Source organism: Aquimarina sp. BL5 (assembly GCF_003443675.1).
GTDB lineage: Bacteria > Bacteroidota > Bacteroidia > Flavobacteriales > Flavobacteriaceae > Aquimarina.
The window spans coordinates 5165516-5184096 of sequence record NZ_CP031963.1; the positions used below are offsets into that span (position 1 = coordinate 5165516).

Genomic DNA, 18581 nt, shown 5'->3' on the forward strand with positions numbered 1-18581 from the left:
ATAAGATGGACTTTTTCTCTTTGAAGAACTAAGTTTTGAACAATACAAAACCTGAAATTTTTGAATGATGAAAAAACGATTCTATGTTATTTCTATATTGATACTTGCATGCGGATTGTTAAATGCGCAAAATTGGAAGAATCCCTCAGAGAAATATAAAAATGCTTACAAAAAGTATTTGAATGCCTCATGCCCTGTGCCACAAGATACTATTAAGCATTTTGCGTATTTCTCGCGTGATAGAGCATTAATAATAGACCATCTTTTCCTTTTCGAATCAGAATTTGAAGGAGCTCAGATCATGTACAGTTGGAAAGATTTAGAACCGATAAAAGATCAATATGATTTTTCAATCATTAAGAAAGATATAGATTACCTAAAACGATTTGATAAAAAACTTTTTGTGCAATTACAAGACGCCACATTCAGTATTAAATACAATGCAGTCCCTAATTATTTATTAACTGATGAATATGGTGGCGGTGCAGTTATGCAATACAATGATGATAAAGAGCCCGAAGGTTGGACTGCTAAAAGATGGAACGAAAAAGTACAAAAGCGTTTTGCTTTATTACTTAGAGCATTAGGAGATGAGTTTGACAAAGAAATAGAAGGGATAAACCTTCAGGAGACATCTATTGGTGTTAGTAGCAAAACTGATTCCAGTTTTACAGAAATGGCTTATGTCGAGGGAATTAAAAATAATATGTTAGCTCTTAAAACGGCATTTCCGAATACTAAAACAATGATATACGCGAACTTTTTTCCAGGAGAATGGCTACCATTTAACGATAAAGGGTACTTAAAAAGTATCTATAAATTTGGAGAGAATATTGGTGTGGGGCTTGGCGGACCTGATTTAATGGTGACTAGAAAAGGTCAATTGAATCATGCACTTTCACAAATGCATGAAGGGAGATTTACTGTTCCTCTTGGAATTGCTATTCAGGATGGAAATTATATCAGTAAAACAGGTGCGGACAAAGATTATGAAGAAGATAAAGTAAATAAAAAAAGAAAGAATATTGTTCCAATGTTAAATGCTTTTGCAAAGGATTTTTTGAAGGTCAGCTATATGTTTTGGGCAAATCAAAAGCCTTACTTTGAAGAAGATGTTCTGCCTTGTCTTAGTAATAAATAAAAAGAATACTGGATGCAACAAAGATTTGTTTGTAAAATATTAAACAGAGAGATCCAAAAGTGTCTTGAAAGAAGTGTTATGATTTATTCCCAAAATATGGAAAAGATAAAATAAATATTAACAAGTTAAGATTGCGTGATTATTATTTGGAAAAATAACCAGGTTGAATAATACTCTAAATTTGGATTTTAAAGGCTTTTTTATGTAACTATAAAGAGATGAATATTAACAACGGAATTGTAATCTAAAAAATCAATTATTGAATATAATTTAGAGCTATTTACTAATGATATTATCTAATATTGAGACTTTATTCTTGGTAATGAAATTGATAACACGAAGAAAAAAGGAAAATCAGGGTAACATTTTTTGATAAAACAACACCTATTGATAATGTTATCATTAATATCAAGCTGAATGCATAAAATTTGGAAATTAAAAAATTCAAAGTCAAATAAACTGATTTTGATTAAAGACAAAATAATTTATAAGGGAAATCCGAAAGAAAGTGATTTAAATAGAATAAACTCAGAAACTACTGATGTTACCATTTTAAAGGATATGTTCAGTATTCCATATGTTTATATTAAGAAAATAGAAAATCAAAATGGGAAAAGATATATCAAAATATTCTTCGCAAAAGACTCTGAAGAAGAACTATATATTGATGACGAGACTATTAAAAACGAAGTTTTTGAATTTATAAAAACAGATCATGTAGATTTTACATATAGTTCTGAACTTCCGAGTTTTGTAAAATACACAAAAGCCCAACTTTTCGCTTTAGTGTCAATTACAGGAATTTTTATTTGGTCTTTGTATTTAGCAATTCAAATAGAAAGTGGAATTGAATATGAACTTGTTGGAGGTAGAAGACCTGGAATAGCAGGAGTTATTCTTGTAATTGCAAATCTTGGGACTTTTAAAATCATAATTGGGTACTTAATTCTTCTGGCTATTGCAATATTCGCGCTCATAAAAAAAATAAGATCAAGAAGTATTACTGAATATTTGAAACGATAAAAGACATGACACAAGAACTCTATCAAAAAGCAATGAAATTTGCTGGAGAAAAACATAGCGAACAAAAAGTGCCAGGTACCAATGCTAATTATCTATTGCATATTTCTAATGTTGCGATGGAGGTGTTGATGGCGTATCAAGCTGATGATAGTTTTGACCTTGATTTTGCAGTTCAGGTAGCTGTTTTACACGATACTATTGAGGATACAACAGCAGATTTTGATGAAATAAAACGTGAGTTTAATAGCAAAATAGCCGTTGCTATACAAGCTTTAACTAAAAATGAAAGCTTACTGACTAAAGAAGAAAGAATGAAAGATAGCTTGACTAGAATTAATGAACTACAAAAAGAAGTTGGACTCGTTAAAATAGCCGATCGAATCACCAATCTGCAGATACCGCCAAAGCATTGGACTAAGGAAAAAGTAAGTAAATACTGTGAAGAGGCTAAATTGATATCCGAATCTCTCCAAGGTAAAAATGAATATCTCCATCATCGATTAAATCAAAAAATTTCAGCGTATGAAAAAAATATCGACTTGGTTTAATTGAAAACAAAATAAATTCTAATTAAAAAATTAAAAATAAAGTTATAAGATGTTCAATGCAGAGATTAAAAGCGCACCAGATGAAGATATCTGTATCCTTATAAAAGTTGATAATCATCAGTTTAACTATATCGTTGATTGTGGTGAGGCAAAAAGTTTAGGTGTAAAAGAATGCATGAATACAAATGCACTCTTTATAAGTCATACACATATCGATCATTTTGTGAATTTTGATACGATTCTGAGACATCAGATCGGTGTTCAGAGAAAAATTGTTGTTACAGGCCCCAAAGGAATTACAGATCAGATTCAAAACAGAATCAAGAGTTATTGCTGGAATCTTATTGATAAAGATGCAATAACATATGAAGTAAGAGAGATTCTAAAAGATGGAGAATACAAATCCACAATTTTACGTCCTCCGATGTGGGAGAAAGAAGAAGAAAATGTAGTTGCAAAAACTACTGTATTTGAAGAAAAACGATTTGTAGTTGAATATGAAATTCTCGATCATAAGACAGATACGATTGCATATTTGTTTAAAGCTCAGGATAAAACTAAAATTGAACTCAGAGATGGTTTAAAAGGGGGGAAGTGGGTGCGAGAACTAAAAGATGCTTATGAGGCAGCTGATGAAGAAAAAACTATAGAAATTGAAGAAAAAGCTTATAAGGCCAAAGAGTTATTTCATTTGATTCATTTAGAAAAGGGTAAGAAGCTGGGAGTTATTCTGGATCATGCAGCTAATGAACAAAACCATTCCAAAATCAAAAGAAAGTTTACAGGATGCGATGAGGTATATATCGAATGTTTTTATAAAGATGAGGATAAAGAATTTGCAGAAAAAAACTATCATTCTTATGCCTTAAAATCTGGAGAAATCATGAAAGCGTGTGGGATAGAAAATGCAATTCCAGTTCATTTCTCACGGAAGTATGAAGAACAAGATATTATAGAACTTATTGAGCAGTTTGAGAAAGCAAAAAACTAAGAATACTATTTGTGATATATAGTATCTATAGACAAAGAGGAATCTCTTGCTTTTAGAAAAATAAAATAATTCGAATTGATGGATTTTGATTATAAAAAAATCTAAATGCACAAGAGGTTATATTATATTATGTCGGAACCTTGGTTTGGGTATCGGTAATTACGCTTGTATGGTATTTTATATAGAAATAGTGATTATTTGCCAGATAAATATGAGATGCTTAAAATAATAGTAGATATGTAAAATAAAACCCCAATCTTGAGACTAGGGTTTTGTGATTTTCGTTAAGACGATATTCTATGCTTGTAATATACAATCCTTACAATCTTTAATTTTGCCATAATACGTTTCTCTGTATTTATGGATCGTCGTAATTGGGATTCCTAATAAATATTTCTTTATAGAGGTTACCTTAGTGCTCAATCTACCCATATTTCTGGAATGTATGTTTCTAATTTTGGTTTTTCTTTTAATCTTAATTATTTTCATAAAATAAATTAGGTTATCAGTTGGTTTTTATCTTATAGCGCGTTACTAGTGCATAGAACTTCCCAATAAGACATTTCAGAAAATTCCTGACATTTTCTGCTGTTAATTTTTGATTTCCAGTAATCAATTTCGTTTTTTACTTTTCTACCATCTTTTGTTTTTATTGTTCTTCCGTTATTTTGAGGAATAAATGTGTTTACTGACATATATTGTTTTTGGTAATTACTATTATTTATTTTTGATTAAAGTAAGCACGGTAATTAAATTGAATGTATTACCGCATTAATATTGTGACGCGCTACTAGCTTTTCGGTAAAAGATTTGTGTCCTCGTGGTGCTAATAAATGTAGTTTTCCGCGTTTCATTTGTGCCATAAAACCTAATAGTTTCCATCTTACGACTAATGATTTATCATCTTCGTCTTTTAGTGCTATATCAGAAAAATGTTTAGATCCTCCGTGTGTTACGAAAGATAAATCGGCTTGTATTGTAAGATCAGTTTTTGTGCTTCTGAAAACTTTTGGATCTTCATAGCCATCAGGCACTGCTTTTAATGATGTTGTAGCTCTTTTCTCTGCCCAGGCCAATGCTTTTTCCAAATAAGTTTCCTTCTTCATACTAGTCTTTTTAATTAAACATAATTCCTATTAGTTTTAATAGGAGTTATGCAAATCTAATAAAAAATAGTTTCTATAGAAACTATTTGATGTTTTAATTTTGTTAAAACCATTTATATAATGATTTTTAAATAATTTTTTTATGATCAATATAAATTTTTATATTTTCTATTTCCTATAGAAAATAAATTAAAATTAGTCAAAGTTAGGGTAATAACTTGGTAACAAGTGATATGGAATACTTATGCCTTATGGATAGAAATTGTAGAAAGAAAAGTGATGAAATATTATCGTTTTGAAGATTTGTTATCTTCAGAAGTCATTTCCTTAATAGTAATAAGCGGAGCAGCATCTATATTTTCTGCATCCATTATAGATGCCAATAGCTCTATGTTCCGATCCAGTTCGTCGATTTGTTCCTGAGTAAGTTTCTGTAATTTCTCTTTAGTTTTTTCTTGTAAGGTAGTAGGAGATCGATGCAATACGTCAGCTCCTTTTGCAGTAAGCGTAATATATGTGGTTCTTTTATCATTTGGCTTCGGAAGTTTTGCTACCAACCCTTTTGATTCTAACCGGCTTATGATTCCTGATATGGTGCTTGCATTTAGATTAATGTAGATTCTAATTTCCTTGGCAGAAGCTCTATAATCTTCTTGCTCTGATAAATACTGTAGAACCAACAATTGCGGAATACTAATGCCAAACTCTTTTTCGATCTTTTTGCTTTCCAAATTAATAGATCGAATTATTTTACGTAGCTTAACAAGTATTTCAATATATTTCACAATTGGTTTGTTTCATTTGGTATGCAAAGATAGTAACATTAGGTATTATCCAGTAAAAATGTCTCGACTATATATTTTTAATCTTTGCTTTGTGGTTTTTCTATTTGAAGATAGTATACTAAAAGTTCTTATAATCACGTATGTAACAAATTGCTTCTTTTGGATACTAATTGGGTAGCAGACAATTTTAAAAACTAACATTGAGTACTTATGACTATTAATGAAGCTTCTAAATTTTTTAAGAATCTCGTTACCGAAACGGATAAGAAATCTGAGTTAAGAGTGTATAAAAAATTCATTACTATACTGTCTCAATTAGAAAATAGAGATTTATCCGATCAGCAGCTACTAGCTGTAGAAGATAAATTAGAAGCATTCGATGTGGACGTAGAAAGGGAAAATAGAAGAAAATACTACAGCAAAATGCTTACAGAATTCACAAATTACATAAAAAAAGAACTCTCTTTGATATCAGAAGGGTATTACCTGGCTATTTGTATGAGTGTCGGTATGTCTGTCGGAATGAGTTTAGGAATGACTTTTGGAGTAGTTTTTGGAGGATCTAACGGATTGATCTATGGAATGAGTTTAGGGATGACGACAGGAATGTCTATAGGATTGGCGATTGGCGCTGCTATGGATGCTAAAGCAAAAAAGGAAGGTAAAGTTTTAAGCATGAGATGTGAATAATACGTTATTGGAAATAAACTAGTATTTAAAAACCTCATTTAAAATTCTTACATTCCCTTTGTGATTCAGAAGATAGCATATATCACCGATATACATATAGATGAAGAATTTCCTAAAACGCTCGGTGTCGACTCACGACAAAACTGGGAAAGGATTCTAAAAGATGTAGCTTCAAGAAATATTAATGATATTATCTATGGAGGAGACATTGGCGAAAAATCATCGAACTCCTGGTTTTTTGAAACACTACAAAATTATCAATTATCTATTTCTCTTGGGAATCACGATGATTTTTCTGAAGTAATAAAGCATTATAAAATTGATTTCTATAAAGATTTTAAAGAGCTTTCTTATGTTCAAGAGCGTGATTTTTTTAAGTGTATCTTTTTCGATTCTAGTACAGAGTTTATTAGTGAAAAACAGCTAAAATGGTTAAAAGGAGAGTTGATTACTCCAAAAAAAATATTGTTGTTTATTCATCATCCTATTGTAGAGATTCCCTCGATCATAGATAAAAAGTTTGCTTTAAAAGGAAGAGAAAAGATTCAGGCTTTATTGCAAGAAGTTTCTAATGATGTTACCATTTTCAGTGGGCACTATCATATGCAGGATCATCGCCATTATAAAAATATAACGCAATATATTACACCAGCAGGGTCTTATCAGGTAGAAAAAGATCCAAAAGAAATTAAAGTACACAGTAATACTTTCGGTTATAGAATTATTGAACTAAATAAAGATCAAATAAACACAGATGTAGTTTTATTTTAGAAGAAAAGGGTTGATTTAATAGTTGTTTTCTAAAATTGTAATAGATACATAACCTCTATAAATAAAAGACTCTCAGAGGATTTCTTATATAATACTTCAAAAAAATCATGAAAAAATTTGTTTAATAAGCCGATTTAGTTAATTTTGAAGTGTACTAGATAACTAATACACTAGTTATGATTAAAATTCAAAATCTTAGATTTCGCTATCCAAAGAGTAAAGTAATCCTTGATGATGTGTCATTAAGTTTTGAATCAGGAAATATTTACGGGTTGTTTGGTAGAAATGGTGAAGGAAAAAGTACGCTAATGAAAATTATGACAGGATTACTGTTTCCCAAAGGTGGGTCTTGTCAGGTTTTTGGAGAGAATGTATCTAGGAAACATATTAGATGTCTTCAAGAAGTATTCTTTATTCCAGAAGATTTTGAGTTAGCAGCCTTAAAAATTTCTAAGTACGAAGAAGTGAATTCTGTTTTTTATCCACAGTTTTCCAAGGAGCAGTTTTATGAGTTGATTAAAGAATTTCATCTTTCTCCAGATGAGAATATTGCAACCTTGTCATTTGGTCAAAAGAAAAAAGTACTAATAGCTTTTGGGATTGCGACCAATACAAAATTATTATTATTGGATGAACCTACCAATGGACTTGATATCCCATCCAAAAGTCAGTTTAGAAAAATTATAGCGAAGGTTGCGGATCAAGGAAAATGTATCGTTATAGCTACACATCAGGTTAGAGATTTGCATAGTTTGATCAATCATTTAATGATACTGGATCAGTCTAAGGTAGTCTTCGATGAATCACTTTTTGAAGTTTCAGAACATCTTTGGTTTGGTAAACCTACAGATAAGGATAAGCATACTATTATCTATGATGAACCTTCATTAGGAGGAAAGGCGGTTTTGCCAAAACTAGATAAAGATGAAACAGATGTAGATCTGGAGTTGTTATTTAATGCTGTGCTAAACGAATCAAATAGAATAAACCAAGTATTAAAAAAGAGATATCATGATGTATCAATTTAGTTATAAAAGGATCTATCATTTTATTCGCAGAGATCTAATCATAAGAAAAAGTAGTATAAGTACGGCTTTGATAGTAATAAGCGCTATTCTTTTTGTTTTTTTCTTGATTAATTTAAGAGAAGACTATCGCATAACTGTAGGAGAGTTTACAAATGTTTTTGGGTTGTTTTATATTCCGTTAGGTGTATTACTCACATTTTCTATTTGTAAAGAATCTCATGATTCCAAAGCAAATCATTTATACTTTGTACTTCCGGTTTCTGTGTATGAGAGGATGACCGCAATTTGGTTTACAACCACTATTTTGTATACAATCGTGTTTTCAATTCTTAGTTTTTTTGTAGGACAATTTGCTATACTAACGGGAGGTATTCTTTTTGGTACTGATTTTCATTTACTACCTATGCTGTCTGGAGAGTATTTAGGATTAGCGATGTTTTATTGTATCATTCAGCCAGTTTTTCTTGTAGGTGCTATTGCGTTTAACAAGAATAGAATTGGTAAAACATTGTTGATTTTTGTCATGGTGTTTTTTGGAGTAATTATTTATAATCTCATACTATTTACAATGCTTAATTATAGATATGATGTGCTGCCAGGAAGCGCATTAGCTTCTGAAGCTTTTGATTTGGCTCAAAATGATTTTTCGATATTCGGGATGCTAATTTTTGTTGTGTTTTTAGGGCCAGTAATGCTTTTTGTAGCTTATTGTAAGATGTTAGAAAAAGAGGTGTAAATATGGATTTTGATAATAGCAAACCTATTTATCTACAGATCGTGGATCTCTTTTATGAAAATATTCTTGCCAGAAAATGGAAAGAAGATGAAAGGATACCATCTGTAAGAGAAATTGCTGTTATGGTAGAAGTAAATCCCAATACTGCTATACGAGCCTTTAATCATCTTCAGGAAGAAAAGGTGATTTATAATAAAAGAGGGATCGGGTATTTTGTTTCTGAAAATGGGTATCAAACAGTACTTCATATTAAAAGAAAAGAATTTATGGAAGAGATGTTACCCGATGTGGTTAAAAAAATGAGATTACTGGATATAAAGTTTGAAGAGTTTAAAAAAACGTATGATCAAAATATAAACAATATAGATGATGAAAAGAAGTAATCTGATTCTGTTAGGTGTTCTGGGAGCTATCTTTCTTTATTTTACGATACTTCAGTTTTCTGCACATAATTATGTAAAGAAAGGAGTAATTCAAGAGAGTGGCCCAATAAAATCAGAAACAAGAAAGGTTTCTGATTTTAGAAGTATAGATGTACGAGATAACATAAGGGTGTATTTTAAACAAAAAAGTATAAAAGAAATTACTATTGAAGCTCCGGAAAATTTTATACCTCATATAAAAACAAAAGTGAATCAAGGAACATTAATGATCGAAAAAATAAAAAGCATCAATACAGATGATACCATAAAAGTATTTATTTCTAATCATCATTTGGATACTGTAAAAGTAGGTTCAACGGGCCATTTTAAAACTATAGGAATAGTAACCGGAAAAGAATTGATACTAGAGTTCACAGGAGAGAGTACTGGTGATGTAGAAGTGACGTATGAGTTGATAAAATGCAAAACTACCTCTGATGCAAACATAAAACTAAAAGGTAATTCTAAAGAAATTAATTTTTCAAACTAATCATATAAATAATAGCGTGTAGAACGCAAATAATTCATCATCAATCAAATCAATCATCAATCAATTCGTCTTAGGCGAGCTAAAAAACGAACAGTTATGTATTCAATCAAAAAACTCGGAAGAGTAACAGGTGTCTTACTTATCATAGAAATGGCCATAGGGATGCTAATTAATATTTCTTTATTGGGGCCTTTAATTTTTACATCTGATTTTATTACAAAGATTTCAGAAAACACGAATCAGGTTCTAATTTCGATACTTCTAATTATAATTATTAAAACAATAGGTGTTGGTGTAGCGATTATGCTTTTTTCGGTTTTTAAAAAACTGCACAGAGGATTTGCGCTTTGGTATCTATGCCTTAGTGTTATTCTTTTTGTAATTGGTATTTTGGATAATACAATTATATTATCCTTAGTGTCTTTTAGTGAAGCATATTTTAAGCAGGGAGTAAATAATACGAATAATCTTGAAGCTATAGGGAGTATATTAAAAGGAACAAGAGGATGGGTTCATATGATGGATTTACTTGTTTCCAGTATTTCACTTTCTATCTTTTATTATTTAATGTATATGTCAAAATTTGTTCCTAGAATTTTGTCAATCTTATGTTTTTTTGCTGCTATTTTGATTTTTATAAATGTATTGTTGGCATTTTTTGGTACAGGTTCTATGTATTTATACATGCCAATGGCAATCAGTCAATTAATGTTCCTAGTTTGGCTTATAATCAAAGGGTTTAATGGGACCGACAAACTTCAAGAAGCGGTTTAAATCAAATAATTCATCATCAAATCAATCATCAATCGTTCTGATTAATCAACAGGACTAAAAAGCGAACAGTTATGAATCTACAACATTTTATTAAAGATTTTGTAAAAAGAGATCTTAGCTCAGGTAAAGAAGTTTCAAAACTTCAATTATTACTTATGAGAGCATTGTATCTGTTGACTTTCCTTTCATTAGGGTATTCCACCTGGTCAGAAATCATCAATCCCAGCGAAACCTGGGGAGCCTACGACGGAGTAACTTATAGTTTTTGGGCATCTTATTCAGTATTAATGGGATTAGGAGTTAGATTTCCTCTTAAAATGCTTCCTTTGCTGTTGTTACAATTGTTTTATAAATCTGTATGGCTCATAGGAATTGCATATCCTATGTGGTCCACAAATACATTAGATCCAACTTCAGAAGGACTTCTAAAACCCTTTTTGATAGCTATACCGATTGACCTTCTCGTTATTCCATGGGCTTATATTTGGAGGAATTATATAAAAGTACTTTTTAGATTTAAATCTATAAAACACACCCAAAGTCTAGATTAATAATACCATCTGATTTTTTTATAACAGTATAAAAAATCAATTCATCATCAATTAAAATCAATCATCAATTCATCCAGAGTAATCGGGATCAAAAAACGAACAGTTATGAATTCTAATACTAGTGCCGTGAGCACTTTAAAAAACTCAAATGTATGGGCCAGTAAAACCTTGAACATCTCAGTTCAGTTTTGGTTTATAATCGCAGTAATAGGTCAATGGATTTTCGCATATTATGTCACCGCTTTTTATGGAGGCGCTGCTATAGATGGGGATTTTATGAAATGGAATCGTGTGCTGCCACATGGATATGTTCCTGGCGGAACTATGGGGAATGTAGCAGTTGGGATACATCTTTTATTGGCGGTTATTATGATGATTGGTGGACCACTTCAGTTTGTTTCACAAATCAGAACTCGAGCTCGTTCATTTCATCGTTGGAATGGAAAGTTATACATTATAACTGCGTTTATAATAAGTTTTAGCGGTGTCTATATGGTAATTACAAAAGGTACTATTAGTGGTTTAATAGGTGATATAAGCGTAAGTTTTAATGGAGTTCTTATTATGCTTTTTGCAGCTTTGGCCTGGCGCACTGCAGTTGCCCGTAAATTTAATTCGCATCGTCGTTGGGCATTGCGTTTGTTCTTAGTGGTTAACGGAGTTTGGTTTTTTAGGATTGGATTAATGTTGTGGCTTTTTATTCACGGAGAAGCCGTAGGTTTTGATCCAGAAACATTTAGAGGACCATTTCTTACCTTTTTGGGAATTGGACAATATGTAATACCATTAATTGTCTTAGAAATGTATTTGCATGCAAATAAAAGAAAGAACATTCCAGTTAAAATCGCAATGTCTACTTTTCTTGTAATACTTACAGTGCTTACAGGAATTGGAGTTTTTGCTGCAACTATGGGCATGTGGTTGCCTCGGTTATAACAAATAGATGCAGCTAAATAATAAACCTTTCTTGCTTGTTAAACATAGAACAATCAAGAAAGGTTTCATAGGGTGTATAATATAATTCACTTTTCTGGATTTGGAAGTGATGATAAGAGTTAGGTTTTTTCTATAATCTCTAAAACTTTGTTAGAAAAAGAGTTAAGCTGAGGGACTTTACTATAATCCTCAAAACAAAAATAGAAATCTGTTTTTCGTTCTTTTTTTAAGTAGAATTTGCATTTTTAAAATCGTAAAGCCGGTTATATTTTAATGCTGTGATTTATTGTTTTCTTTTAGAAACTGAAGAAACGAAATCATCAATATTACCAATAGGATGAATTAATTCACCTTGTTTTAGTGATAAAGGGAGTTGGGCAGTTGTTTTGTTATATCCTTTATCGTTCAATAATTTCCAGAGATAATTTATATATCTATTCTTACTATTAATGTTAATTTCTCTGAATTTGACATGATCTAGCTGCAGTTTGGTTATAAGTAATTGACATTTTTCACAACCTTCTTTGGTAAATATTATAATTTCAGATTTTAGTATGGAAGAAAGAGGAGCTTCCTTTTTTGGCCCTTTTGTTCTATCAACTTCCATGTTTTGTAATTCTTCATTAACAATAAGATTATATGTATAAGAAGAGGCTACATCTGTAAGTGGAATTAAAATTATCATTTGAACTTTACTTTTAGCAGGAATGTTTTTGATGACCGGACGTTGTGCACTTCTGCGATAACCTATGGGATTTATTTTGAGAAAAACACTTTTATCGATGTCAGTGTCATTTTGCACATAAATAGTAGTACGTTTTTTCTGGACATCTTCAATCAAGCGAACTTGTTTTTCTTGTCCCCAAACTAATGAAAAATAAAGAAATGATATGAGATAAATAACAAGATTACAATAGGTTGTAAGAATCAATTTCATCTTCTTTTTGCTTAAAGATAAAGAATTTGTTTTTCTTTACTTAGAATTAAAATACACCTTGTAAACTTTTATTCTATCCTCTAAACAAGAAAAATCTATCCTTCATGTTTTCGATTTCAGAGTTCTTATTAGTTACAATATAATCAATAGCTTCTGTAGTAAAATGTAGCCCTTTTTCGGTTAATGAAACGACATTATTATCAATTTCAATCATATTATTTTTTAAGGCTAGATCTAGAACTGATTTCGATTTTACTTTTTGCCAATTAATATGCTCATTTAGGTGTTTTACGTGTCTTTCTGTTTCATCATCTGCATGATTCCCTAAGTGTAATAAAAATGTAAGCAATGAAACCTCGATGCGTTGTTGCTTTTGACGATACAGAACAGAAAAATATCCTTTACTAGGAGCAAATAAGTATACTGCCAGAAATAGAATACCTAGTACGCTGGTCATGGATCCCGAAATAGAAGTATCTAAACCATGTGCCAACCAATATCCCCCTATAGCAGCGATTACTCCAAACATACAAGCTAATAGTAACATTTTTTTAAGATTATTAGTCAGTAGATATGCGATAGCAGCAGGAGCAATCATAAAAGCAATGACTAAAATAGCTCCAACCGCATCAAAAGCTCCAACTGTAGTTATAGATGCTACTGTCATTAGACCATAATGCATCACAACGGGCGATAACCCTAGTGCTGCCGCAAGACCAGCATCGAATGTACTTACTTTTAATTCTTTAAAGAATGCAAAAAGTAATCCCAGAGTAACCAATAATATAGTTCCGATAATCCATAAGGATTTAGGTCCTAAATCAGTTCCCCAGGCAATAAGTCTATCGAAGGGAGCAAAAGCCAGCTCTCCTAAAAGTACTGCATCTATATCCAGATGGACATCATTAGCATTTTGTGCAATCATAATAACTCCGATACTGAACAAAGCCGGAAAAACTAGTCCAATTGCTGTGTCCTCTTTAACTAATCCGGTTTTCTGAATGAATTCTACAAGCACAACTGTAAGTACTCCACTTAAGGCGGCAAGAAGAATTAACAGAGGAGAAGAAAGATCGTGTGTAATAAAAAATCCAATTACAATTCCTGGTAAAATAGAATGGCTAATGGCATCTGTAATCAAAGCCATCTTGCGCAGTACTAAAAATGTACCTGGAATAGCACAGGCAATTGCTACTAAGCTTGCAATCAATTGTATTTCTATCTGTGCACTACTCATCTTCTGTCTGTGTTAATTGATTGTATAGATTGGCTGCGGTCTCATATCCCGATGTCGTTAGTGACCACATATTACCTTCGATTGTGACATAATCTTTATCTTCTAGTTTTTGTAAAGACCTTTTGGTAAATCCTTGAAAATTATTTAATATTTTGATAGCATGTGGATGTGAAATATCTTCATGATCTTTTACAATATTGTACATAAACGAAAGTGTTTTATGTAACTCTAGATCATTTCTGTTTTTTCTAAAACGGATCTCCCTAAATAACAATCCTCGTCCTGGAGAAAATATAAAGGAAACTAATACAAAAACAGCCGCAACTAATACAATTACAGGTCCTGTAGAAAGGTTGTTGTGACTGGCACTTATAGCTGTTCCAATAACTCCGGAAAAAGCACCAAAGAAAGCTGCAAGAATAACCATTATTGATAAACTGTTAGTCCATTGCCTCGCCGCAGCGGCTGGAGCCAAAATCATAGCACTCATTAAAACAACACCAACTGTTTGTAAACCTAACACGATAGCAATAACTATAAATGTAGTAATCAGAATGTCTAGAAATTTAATATTAAAGCCTAAAGTTTTGGTGTAATCAGCATCAAAAAGTGATATTTTAAGTTCTTTCCAAAAGAGTAGTAGAACAATGAGGCATATTCCTGTTACCAGAGACATCATCCATACATCACTCGCTAAAAGTGTCGCTGCTTGCCCAAAAAGATAGTTTTCTAAACCGGCTTGATTGGCATTTGGTAGTTTTTGAATATAAGTAAGTAAAAGCATCCCAAAACCAAAAAATAAAGAAAGAATCAATCCTAATGCGGTATCGGATTTAAGATGGGTTTTTCTTATAATTCCTCTAATCCAGAAACTTCCGATTAAACCACTTATCAGTGCTCCTAATAAAAAAGCATTACTGTTTTTTGCTCCAATGATTAAAAAAGCAATTGCGATACCTGGTAAAGCAGCATGCGAAATTGCGTCTCCCAGAAGACTTTGTTTTCTTAGTACTGCAAAACTACCTAACATCCCACAGATTGCTCCCAAAACAGCTGTTCCTAACGTAATTGTACGAAGGGTATAATCTGTAAAAACAAGTTCTATATATTCTAGAATATCCATTTTTTTTCTTGCTTCTTATTAGTTTATAGTTGAATGGTTAATAGAACAGCTATTCACTAATAATTACTATTGTTGTACACTTACTTTATAATTAATACCATAGGTTTTGGTAAGGTTGTCATCGTTGAAAATATCTTTCACAGGTCCAGTTGCTATCTTTTTTACATTGAGAAAAGTTACCCAATCAAAATATTCTGGAACTGTTTGTAGATCGTGATGCACTACGATTACTGTTTTTCCTGCTTTTCTTAGTTCTTTTAGAATGTTTATTATTGCTTTTTCCGTGGTAGCGTCTACTCCTTGAAACGGTTCATCCATAAAATAAATAGATGCATTTTGAACCAATGCCCTAGCTAAGAAAATACGTTGCTGTTGTCCTCCGGAAAGCTGACTAATCTGTCGACCTTTAAAGGCAAGCATTCCTACTTTTTCTAAAGCTTCAAGCGCTTCTTTTTTTTGCTTTTGTCCAGGTCTTTTGATCCAGCCTAAACTTCCATAAGTTCCCATCATTACAACATCCAGAGCTGTGGTAGGAAAATCCCAATCCACACTTCCTTTCTGTGGTACATATGCAACTAGAGATCTTTGCTTCTTATATGGTTTGTCATATATTTTTACGCTTCCTGCTATAGGTTTAATGATGTCCAAAATCGATTTGATTAATGTAGACTTTCCGGCACCATTAGGTCCAACAATAGCCATTAAAACACCTTCTGGAATTGCTAGATCAATATCCCATAATACAGGTTTATAGTTATATGCTACAGTAAGGTCATCTATTTGTACAGCGATTTTGTTTTTCATTACTTCAAAGCATTTACAATTGTATTAACATTGTATTCGAACATTCCGATATATGTTCCTTCTATGGTTCCTGGATTTCCAAGGGCGTCAGAATATAAAGTTCCTCCAATAATTACTTCATGATCTTTTGATTTTACAGCTGCCTGTAAGGCTTCAATAGTACGTTTAGGAACTGATGTTTCGACAAAAATAGCTTTTACTTTATTTTCTATGATGAAGGTTGCTAACTTCTGTACATCTTGCACACCCGCTTCTGTAGCAGTAGATAATCCTTGCAGACCAACTACATTAAACTCATATTCTTTCCCAAAATAACTAAAAGCATCGTGAGCTGTTACTAATATTCTTTTTTCTTTGGGTAATGTTCCTATGATTCCTTTAAGTTCTGCTTCAAGTATATCTAGTTTTTCTAGATATGCTTTCCCATTAGTTTCAAAAGCTAACGCATTTTTAGGATCTAATTCTTTTAATTTTTCGATAGTAAAAGCTGTAACTTGTTTCCAGTTTTTAACACTAAACCAGATATGAGGGTCATAGTTAGAAGCGAAATAATCAGAACCGATAAGGGTGCTTTTGTTTAAAACTTCTCCAACCGCAATAGTTTTCATATTTTGATTTCCCATCTTTTCGAAGACTTCTACCAGTTTGCCTTCTAGATGCAATCCATTATAAAAGATAACATCTGCGTTAACTAATTTTGTAACATCACCTTCACTGGCCTTGTACAAATGAGGGTCTACTCCTGAACCCATTAATCCTTCTACCGTTATTAGATCACCTCCAATATTTTTTACAAGATCTGTAATCATAGTTGTGGTGGTAACTACATTTAATTTTGCATTAGGATCTTTTGTTTCTTGTTTGCAAGAAAAAACGAATATTGAAACTATCAGTATTATAACTATTTTTTTCATTTTATTATTTTGTTCTTAATTTTAAAAATTTAAATAAATTAGTTGGGTAGTCTTACACTAACACCTGCACTTAGTAATAGATTTTGTCCATCGGTGATTCCGGATCCAACAGTAGCATCCAGTTGTATTGAATCACTTAATAAATAAGTAAAACCTGCATCCCAAAGGTGATTGGCTCTACTATCTTCTGGAAAATCTCCATATAGTTCTGCATATACACCTAAGTTATCTGTGATGCTGTATCCATAAACAACCGTATAAACATATGCTGCTTCAGGAGAATCATCGCCCCAAGCGGCTCCCAGATTATAAGAAAAGCTTGATTTTTCATTAAGTGTGTGTGCAAACGAAAATCTAAAATCTACTCCCGTAGTTTCTGGTTTAAAATCATTCCCAGCCGTAAATGGTAAATATAGGTGTCCCAAAATTCCTATTTCGGGTAACCATCCTTTTTCTTCAGTAATTCCAATTTTAGCTCCCAATAATAATGGTGATAATCCACTTTCTATATCATCTAGTTCTGTGCTATTAATTTCGGTTTTAGTTTCTGCAAAATCCCATCCTACTCTTAGTTCTAGATTGTCTAATAATCCGTATCTGAGTAATGTAGTATTAAAGGTTGTGGTTTTTTGTTTGAAAGCATCTTCTCCAGCATCTTCATAAAAAGCACCAGTTTCTATTTGAAGGTACCCTTTCGGCACTAAAGTAGGAGATTCGGTTTGATCAGGTCGATCAGTAACTAAGGTTCCAAGTTTGTTGGTTTCCTGAGAAAAAATAGCGTTGAAACTTAGACAACTCAAAAAAGTAAGTAAGATGATTCTGCGTATTTGCATTAGGTTTAGTACTTTTGTTTTATTAATGATACAAAACTAAAAAAGTTAGTTATGACTAACAAATTAAATTTGAATAATTTAACAAAAAGTGAAGAAGATTATTTAAAGGCTCTTTTTCATTTACTTATAGAGGGGGATTCTGTAAAAGTAGGGAACAATCAACTAGCTGATTATCTAAAAGTTTCTCCTGCTTCCACAAATAACATGATTAAAAAGCTAAAAGCTAAGAAGTATGTTGTAAGTGAGAAATATGGTAAGTTAGAGCTTACAGAAGAAGGGAGATCTATAGCAGTTCGTCTAATCCGAAAACATAGATTATGGGAAACATTTCTTTGTAATTATTTAAATTTCAGTTGGGATGAAGTCCATGATGTTGCGGAACAGCTAGAACATATAAAATCTCAAAAATTGATTAATGAATTGGATCGTTTTATGGATTTCCCTACTAAAGATCCTCATGGAGAAGTAATTCCAAATGCAAATGGGGAATATTCTGTTTTGCCGAAAATTACATTATCGTCATTAGAAGAAGGAGCCGTTTGTCAGTTAGTTTCTGTAAATGATGCTTCTGTAACATTTCTTAAATATGTATCGGAAATTGGTTTAGCATTAAGTAGTGAGATAAAGGTGTTAGAAGTAAGAGAATTCGATAGTTCTATAAAGATACAGTTTAATCAAACGGAAGAAACTGTTACCAGAAAATTTGCGGATAATGTTTTTGTGAAGGTGATATAGTACAAG

The 18581-nt window shown here is 31.9% G+C and carries 24 protein-coding genes; 14 read left to right on the plus strand and 10 right to left on the minus strand.

Translation table 11 applies throughout. The features are described 5' to 3' along the window. The first annotated feature begins 64 nt into the window (after positions 1-64). The 4 genes from D1818_RS21650 (at position 65) to D1818_RS21665 (ending at position 3703) form a co-directional block, all read left to right on the plus strand. A complete protein-coding gene (locus tag D1818_RS21650; RefSeq protein WP_240338271.1) occupies positions 65-1141 on the plus strand; it encodes a hypothetical protein in 1077 nt (358 codons plus the stop codon). 465 nt (positions 1142-1606) lie between these two features. Further along, positions 1607-2164 (plus strand): hypothetical protein, encoded by a 558-nt coding sequence (locus D1818_RS21655; RefSeq protein WP_162897299.1) that lies wholly within the window; start codon positions 1607-1609, stop codon positions 2162-2164. A 5-nt stretch (positions 2165-2169) separates the two neighbouring features. Then, on the plus strand, positions 2170-2712 hold the full coding sequence (locus D1818_RS21660; RefSeq protein ID WP_118461747.1) for an HD domain-containing protein: 543 nt from the start codon (positions 2170-2172) through the stop codon (positions 2710-2712). Between the two features lie 49 nt (positions 2713-2761). Continuing rightward, the gene (locus D1818_RS21665) at positions 2762-3703 is read left to right on the plus strand and encodes a peptidase (RefSeq protein WP_118461749.1); all 942 of its coding nucleotides are present in this window, start codon (positions 2762-2764) and stop codon (positions 3701-3703) included. Positions 3704-4000: 297 nt separating this feature from the next. Here the strand turns inward: D1818_RS21665 and D1818_RS21670 are convergent, their stop codons facing one another. From D1818_RS21670 to D1818_RS21680, 4 genes are all read right to left on the minus strand, one after another. Then, a complete protein-coding gene (locus D1818_RS21670; protein WP_118461751.1) occupies positions 4001-4192 on the minus strand; it encodes a hypothetical protein in 192 nt (63 codons plus the stop codon). 32 nt (positions 4193-4224) lie between these two features. Beyond that, on the minus strand, positions 4225-4398 hold the full coding sequence (locus D1818_RS25530; protein ID WP_158596982.1) for a hypothetical protein: 174 nt from the start codon (positions 4396-4398) through the stop codon (positions 4225-4227). 54 nt (positions 4399-4452) lie between these two features. Beyond that, on the minus strand, positions 4453-4809 hold the full coding sequence (locus D1818_RS21675) for a hypothetical protein (RefSeq protein WP_118461753.1): 357 nt from the start codon (positions 4807-4809) through the stop codon (positions 4453-4455). A gap of 287 nt (positions 4810-5096) precedes the next feature. Further along, positions 5097-5594 (minus strand): MarR family winged helix-turn-helix transcriptional regulator, encoded by a 498-nt coding sequence (locus D1818_RS21680; RefSeq protein WP_118461755.1) that lies wholly within the window; start codon positions 5592-5594, stop codon positions 5097-5099. A 210-nt stretch (positions 5595-5804) separates the two neighbouring features. Here D1818_RS21680 and D1818_RS21685 point away from each other — a divergent pair, with 210 nt between their 5' ends. From D1818_RS21685 to D1818_RS21725, 9 genes are all read left to right on the plus strand, one after another. Continuing rightward, entirely contained in the window at positions 5805-6284 is a 480-nt protein-coding gene (locus tag D1818_RS21685) for a hypothetical protein (protein WP_118461757.1), read from the plus strand. Between the two features lie 60 nt (positions 6285-6344). Beyond that, complete coding sequence (locus D1818_RS21690; protein ID WP_158596981.1) at positions 6345-7055, plus strand: metallophosphoesterase; 711 nt, start codon at positions 6345-6347, stop codon at positions 7053-7055. 176 nt (positions 7056-7231) lie between these two features. Then, positions 7232-8083: an ATP-binding cassette domain-containing protein gene (locus tag D1818_RS21695; RefSeq protein WP_118461762.1), complete on the plus strand. Its 852-nt coding sequence runs from the start codon at positions 7232-7234 to the stop codon at positions 8081-8083. After that, positions 8067-8819, plus strand: coding sequence for a hypothetical protein (locus D1818_RS21700; RefSeq protein WP_118461764.1), 753 nt, complete (start codon positions 8067-8069; stop codon positions 8817-8819). Before D1818_RS21695 ends, D1818_RS21700 begins: the two co-directional genes overlap by 17 nt. Positions 8820-8821: 2 nt before the next feature. Beyond that, positions 8822-9202 (plus strand): GntR family transcriptional regulator, encoded by a 381-nt coding sequence (locus D1818_RS21705; protein WP_118461766.1) that lies wholly within the window; start codon positions 8822-8824, stop codon positions 9200-9202. Next, on the plus strand, positions 9189-9731 hold the full coding sequence (locus D1818_RS21710; protein WP_158596980.1) for a GIN domain-containing protein: 543 nt from the start codon (positions 9189-9191) through the stop codon (positions 9729-9731). Before D1818_RS21705 ends, D1818_RS21710 begins: the two co-directional genes overlap by 14 nt. Positions 9732-9827: 96 nt before the next feature. After that, the gene (locus tag D1818_RS21715) at positions 9828-10505 is read left to right on the plus strand and encodes a DUF4386 domain-containing protein (protein ID WP_118461770.1); all 678 of its coding nucleotides are present in this window, start codon (positions 9828-9830) and stop codon (positions 10503-10505) included. Positions 10506-10576: 71 nt separating this feature from the next. Beyond that, complete coding sequence (locus D1818_RS21720) at positions 10577-11056, plus strand: hypothetical protein (RefSeq protein WP_118461772.1); 480 nt, start codon at positions 10577-10579, stop codon at positions 11054-11056. Positions 11057-11161: 105 nt separating this feature from the next. Next, entirely contained in the window at positions 11162-11992 is an 831-nt protein-coding gene (locus tag D1818_RS21725; RefSeq protein ID WP_118461774.1) for a DUF2306 domain-containing protein, read from the plus strand. Between the two features lie 283 nt (positions 11993-12275). Here the strand turns inward: D1818_RS21725 and D1818_RS21730 are convergent, their stop codons facing one another. The 6 genes from D1818_RS21730 to D1818_RS21755 all read right to left on the minus strand — a co-directional run bounded on the left by D1818_RS21730 (position 12276) and on the right by D1818_RS21755 (position 17840). Beyond that, on the minus strand, positions 12276-12929 hold the full coding sequence (locus tag D1818_RS21730; RefSeq protein WP_118461776.1) for a hypothetical protein: 654 nt from the start codon (positions 12927-12929) through the stop codon (positions 12276-12278). Between the two features lie 73 nt (positions 12930-13002). After that, positions 13003-14166: a metal ABC transporter permease gene (locus D1818_RS21735; RefSeq protein ID WP_118461778.1), complete on the minus strand. Its 1164-nt coding sequence runs from the start codon at positions 14164-14166 to the stop codon at positions 13003-13005. Then, positions 14159-15289 carry a metal ABC transporter permease gene (locus D1818_RS21740; RefSeq protein WP_118461780.1) on the minus strand — a complete coding sequence of 377 codons (1131 nt, stop codon included), beginning with the start codon at positions 15287-15289 and terminating at the stop codon, positions 14159-14161. Before D1818_RS21740 ends, D1818_RS21735 begins: the two co-directional genes overlap by 8 nt. Positions 15290-15355: 66 nt before the next feature. Beyond that, the gene (locus D1818_RS21745; protein ID WP_118461782.1) at positions 15356-16093 is read right to left on the minus strand and encodes a metal ABC transporter ATP-binding protein; all 738 of its coding nucleotides are present in this window, start codon (positions 16091-16093) and stop codon (positions 15356-15358) included. Continuing rightward, on the minus strand, positions 16093-17007 hold the full coding sequence (locus tag D1818_RS21750; RefSeq protein ID WP_118461784.1) for a metal ABC transporter solute-binding protein, Zn/Mn family: 915 nt from the start codon (positions 17005-17007) through the stop codon (positions 16093-16095). Before D1818_RS21750 ends, D1818_RS21745 begins: the two co-directional genes overlap by 1 nt. A 38-nt stretch (positions 17008-17045) precedes the next feature. Continuing rightward, positions 17046-17840 (minus strand): transporter, encoded by a 795-nt coding sequence (locus tag D1818_RS21755; RefSeq protein WP_118461786.1) that lies wholly within the window; start codon positions 17838-17840, stop codon positions 17046-17048. 51 nt (positions 17841-17891) lie between these two features. Here D1818_RS21755 and D1818_RS21760 point away from each other — a divergent pair, with 51 nt between their 5' ends. Further along, entirely contained in the window at positions 17892-18575 is a 684-nt protein-coding gene (locus tag D1818_RS21760) for a metal-dependent transcriptional regulator (RefSeq protein WP_118461788.1), read from the plus strand. Positions 18576-18581: the final 6 nt, after the last annotated feature.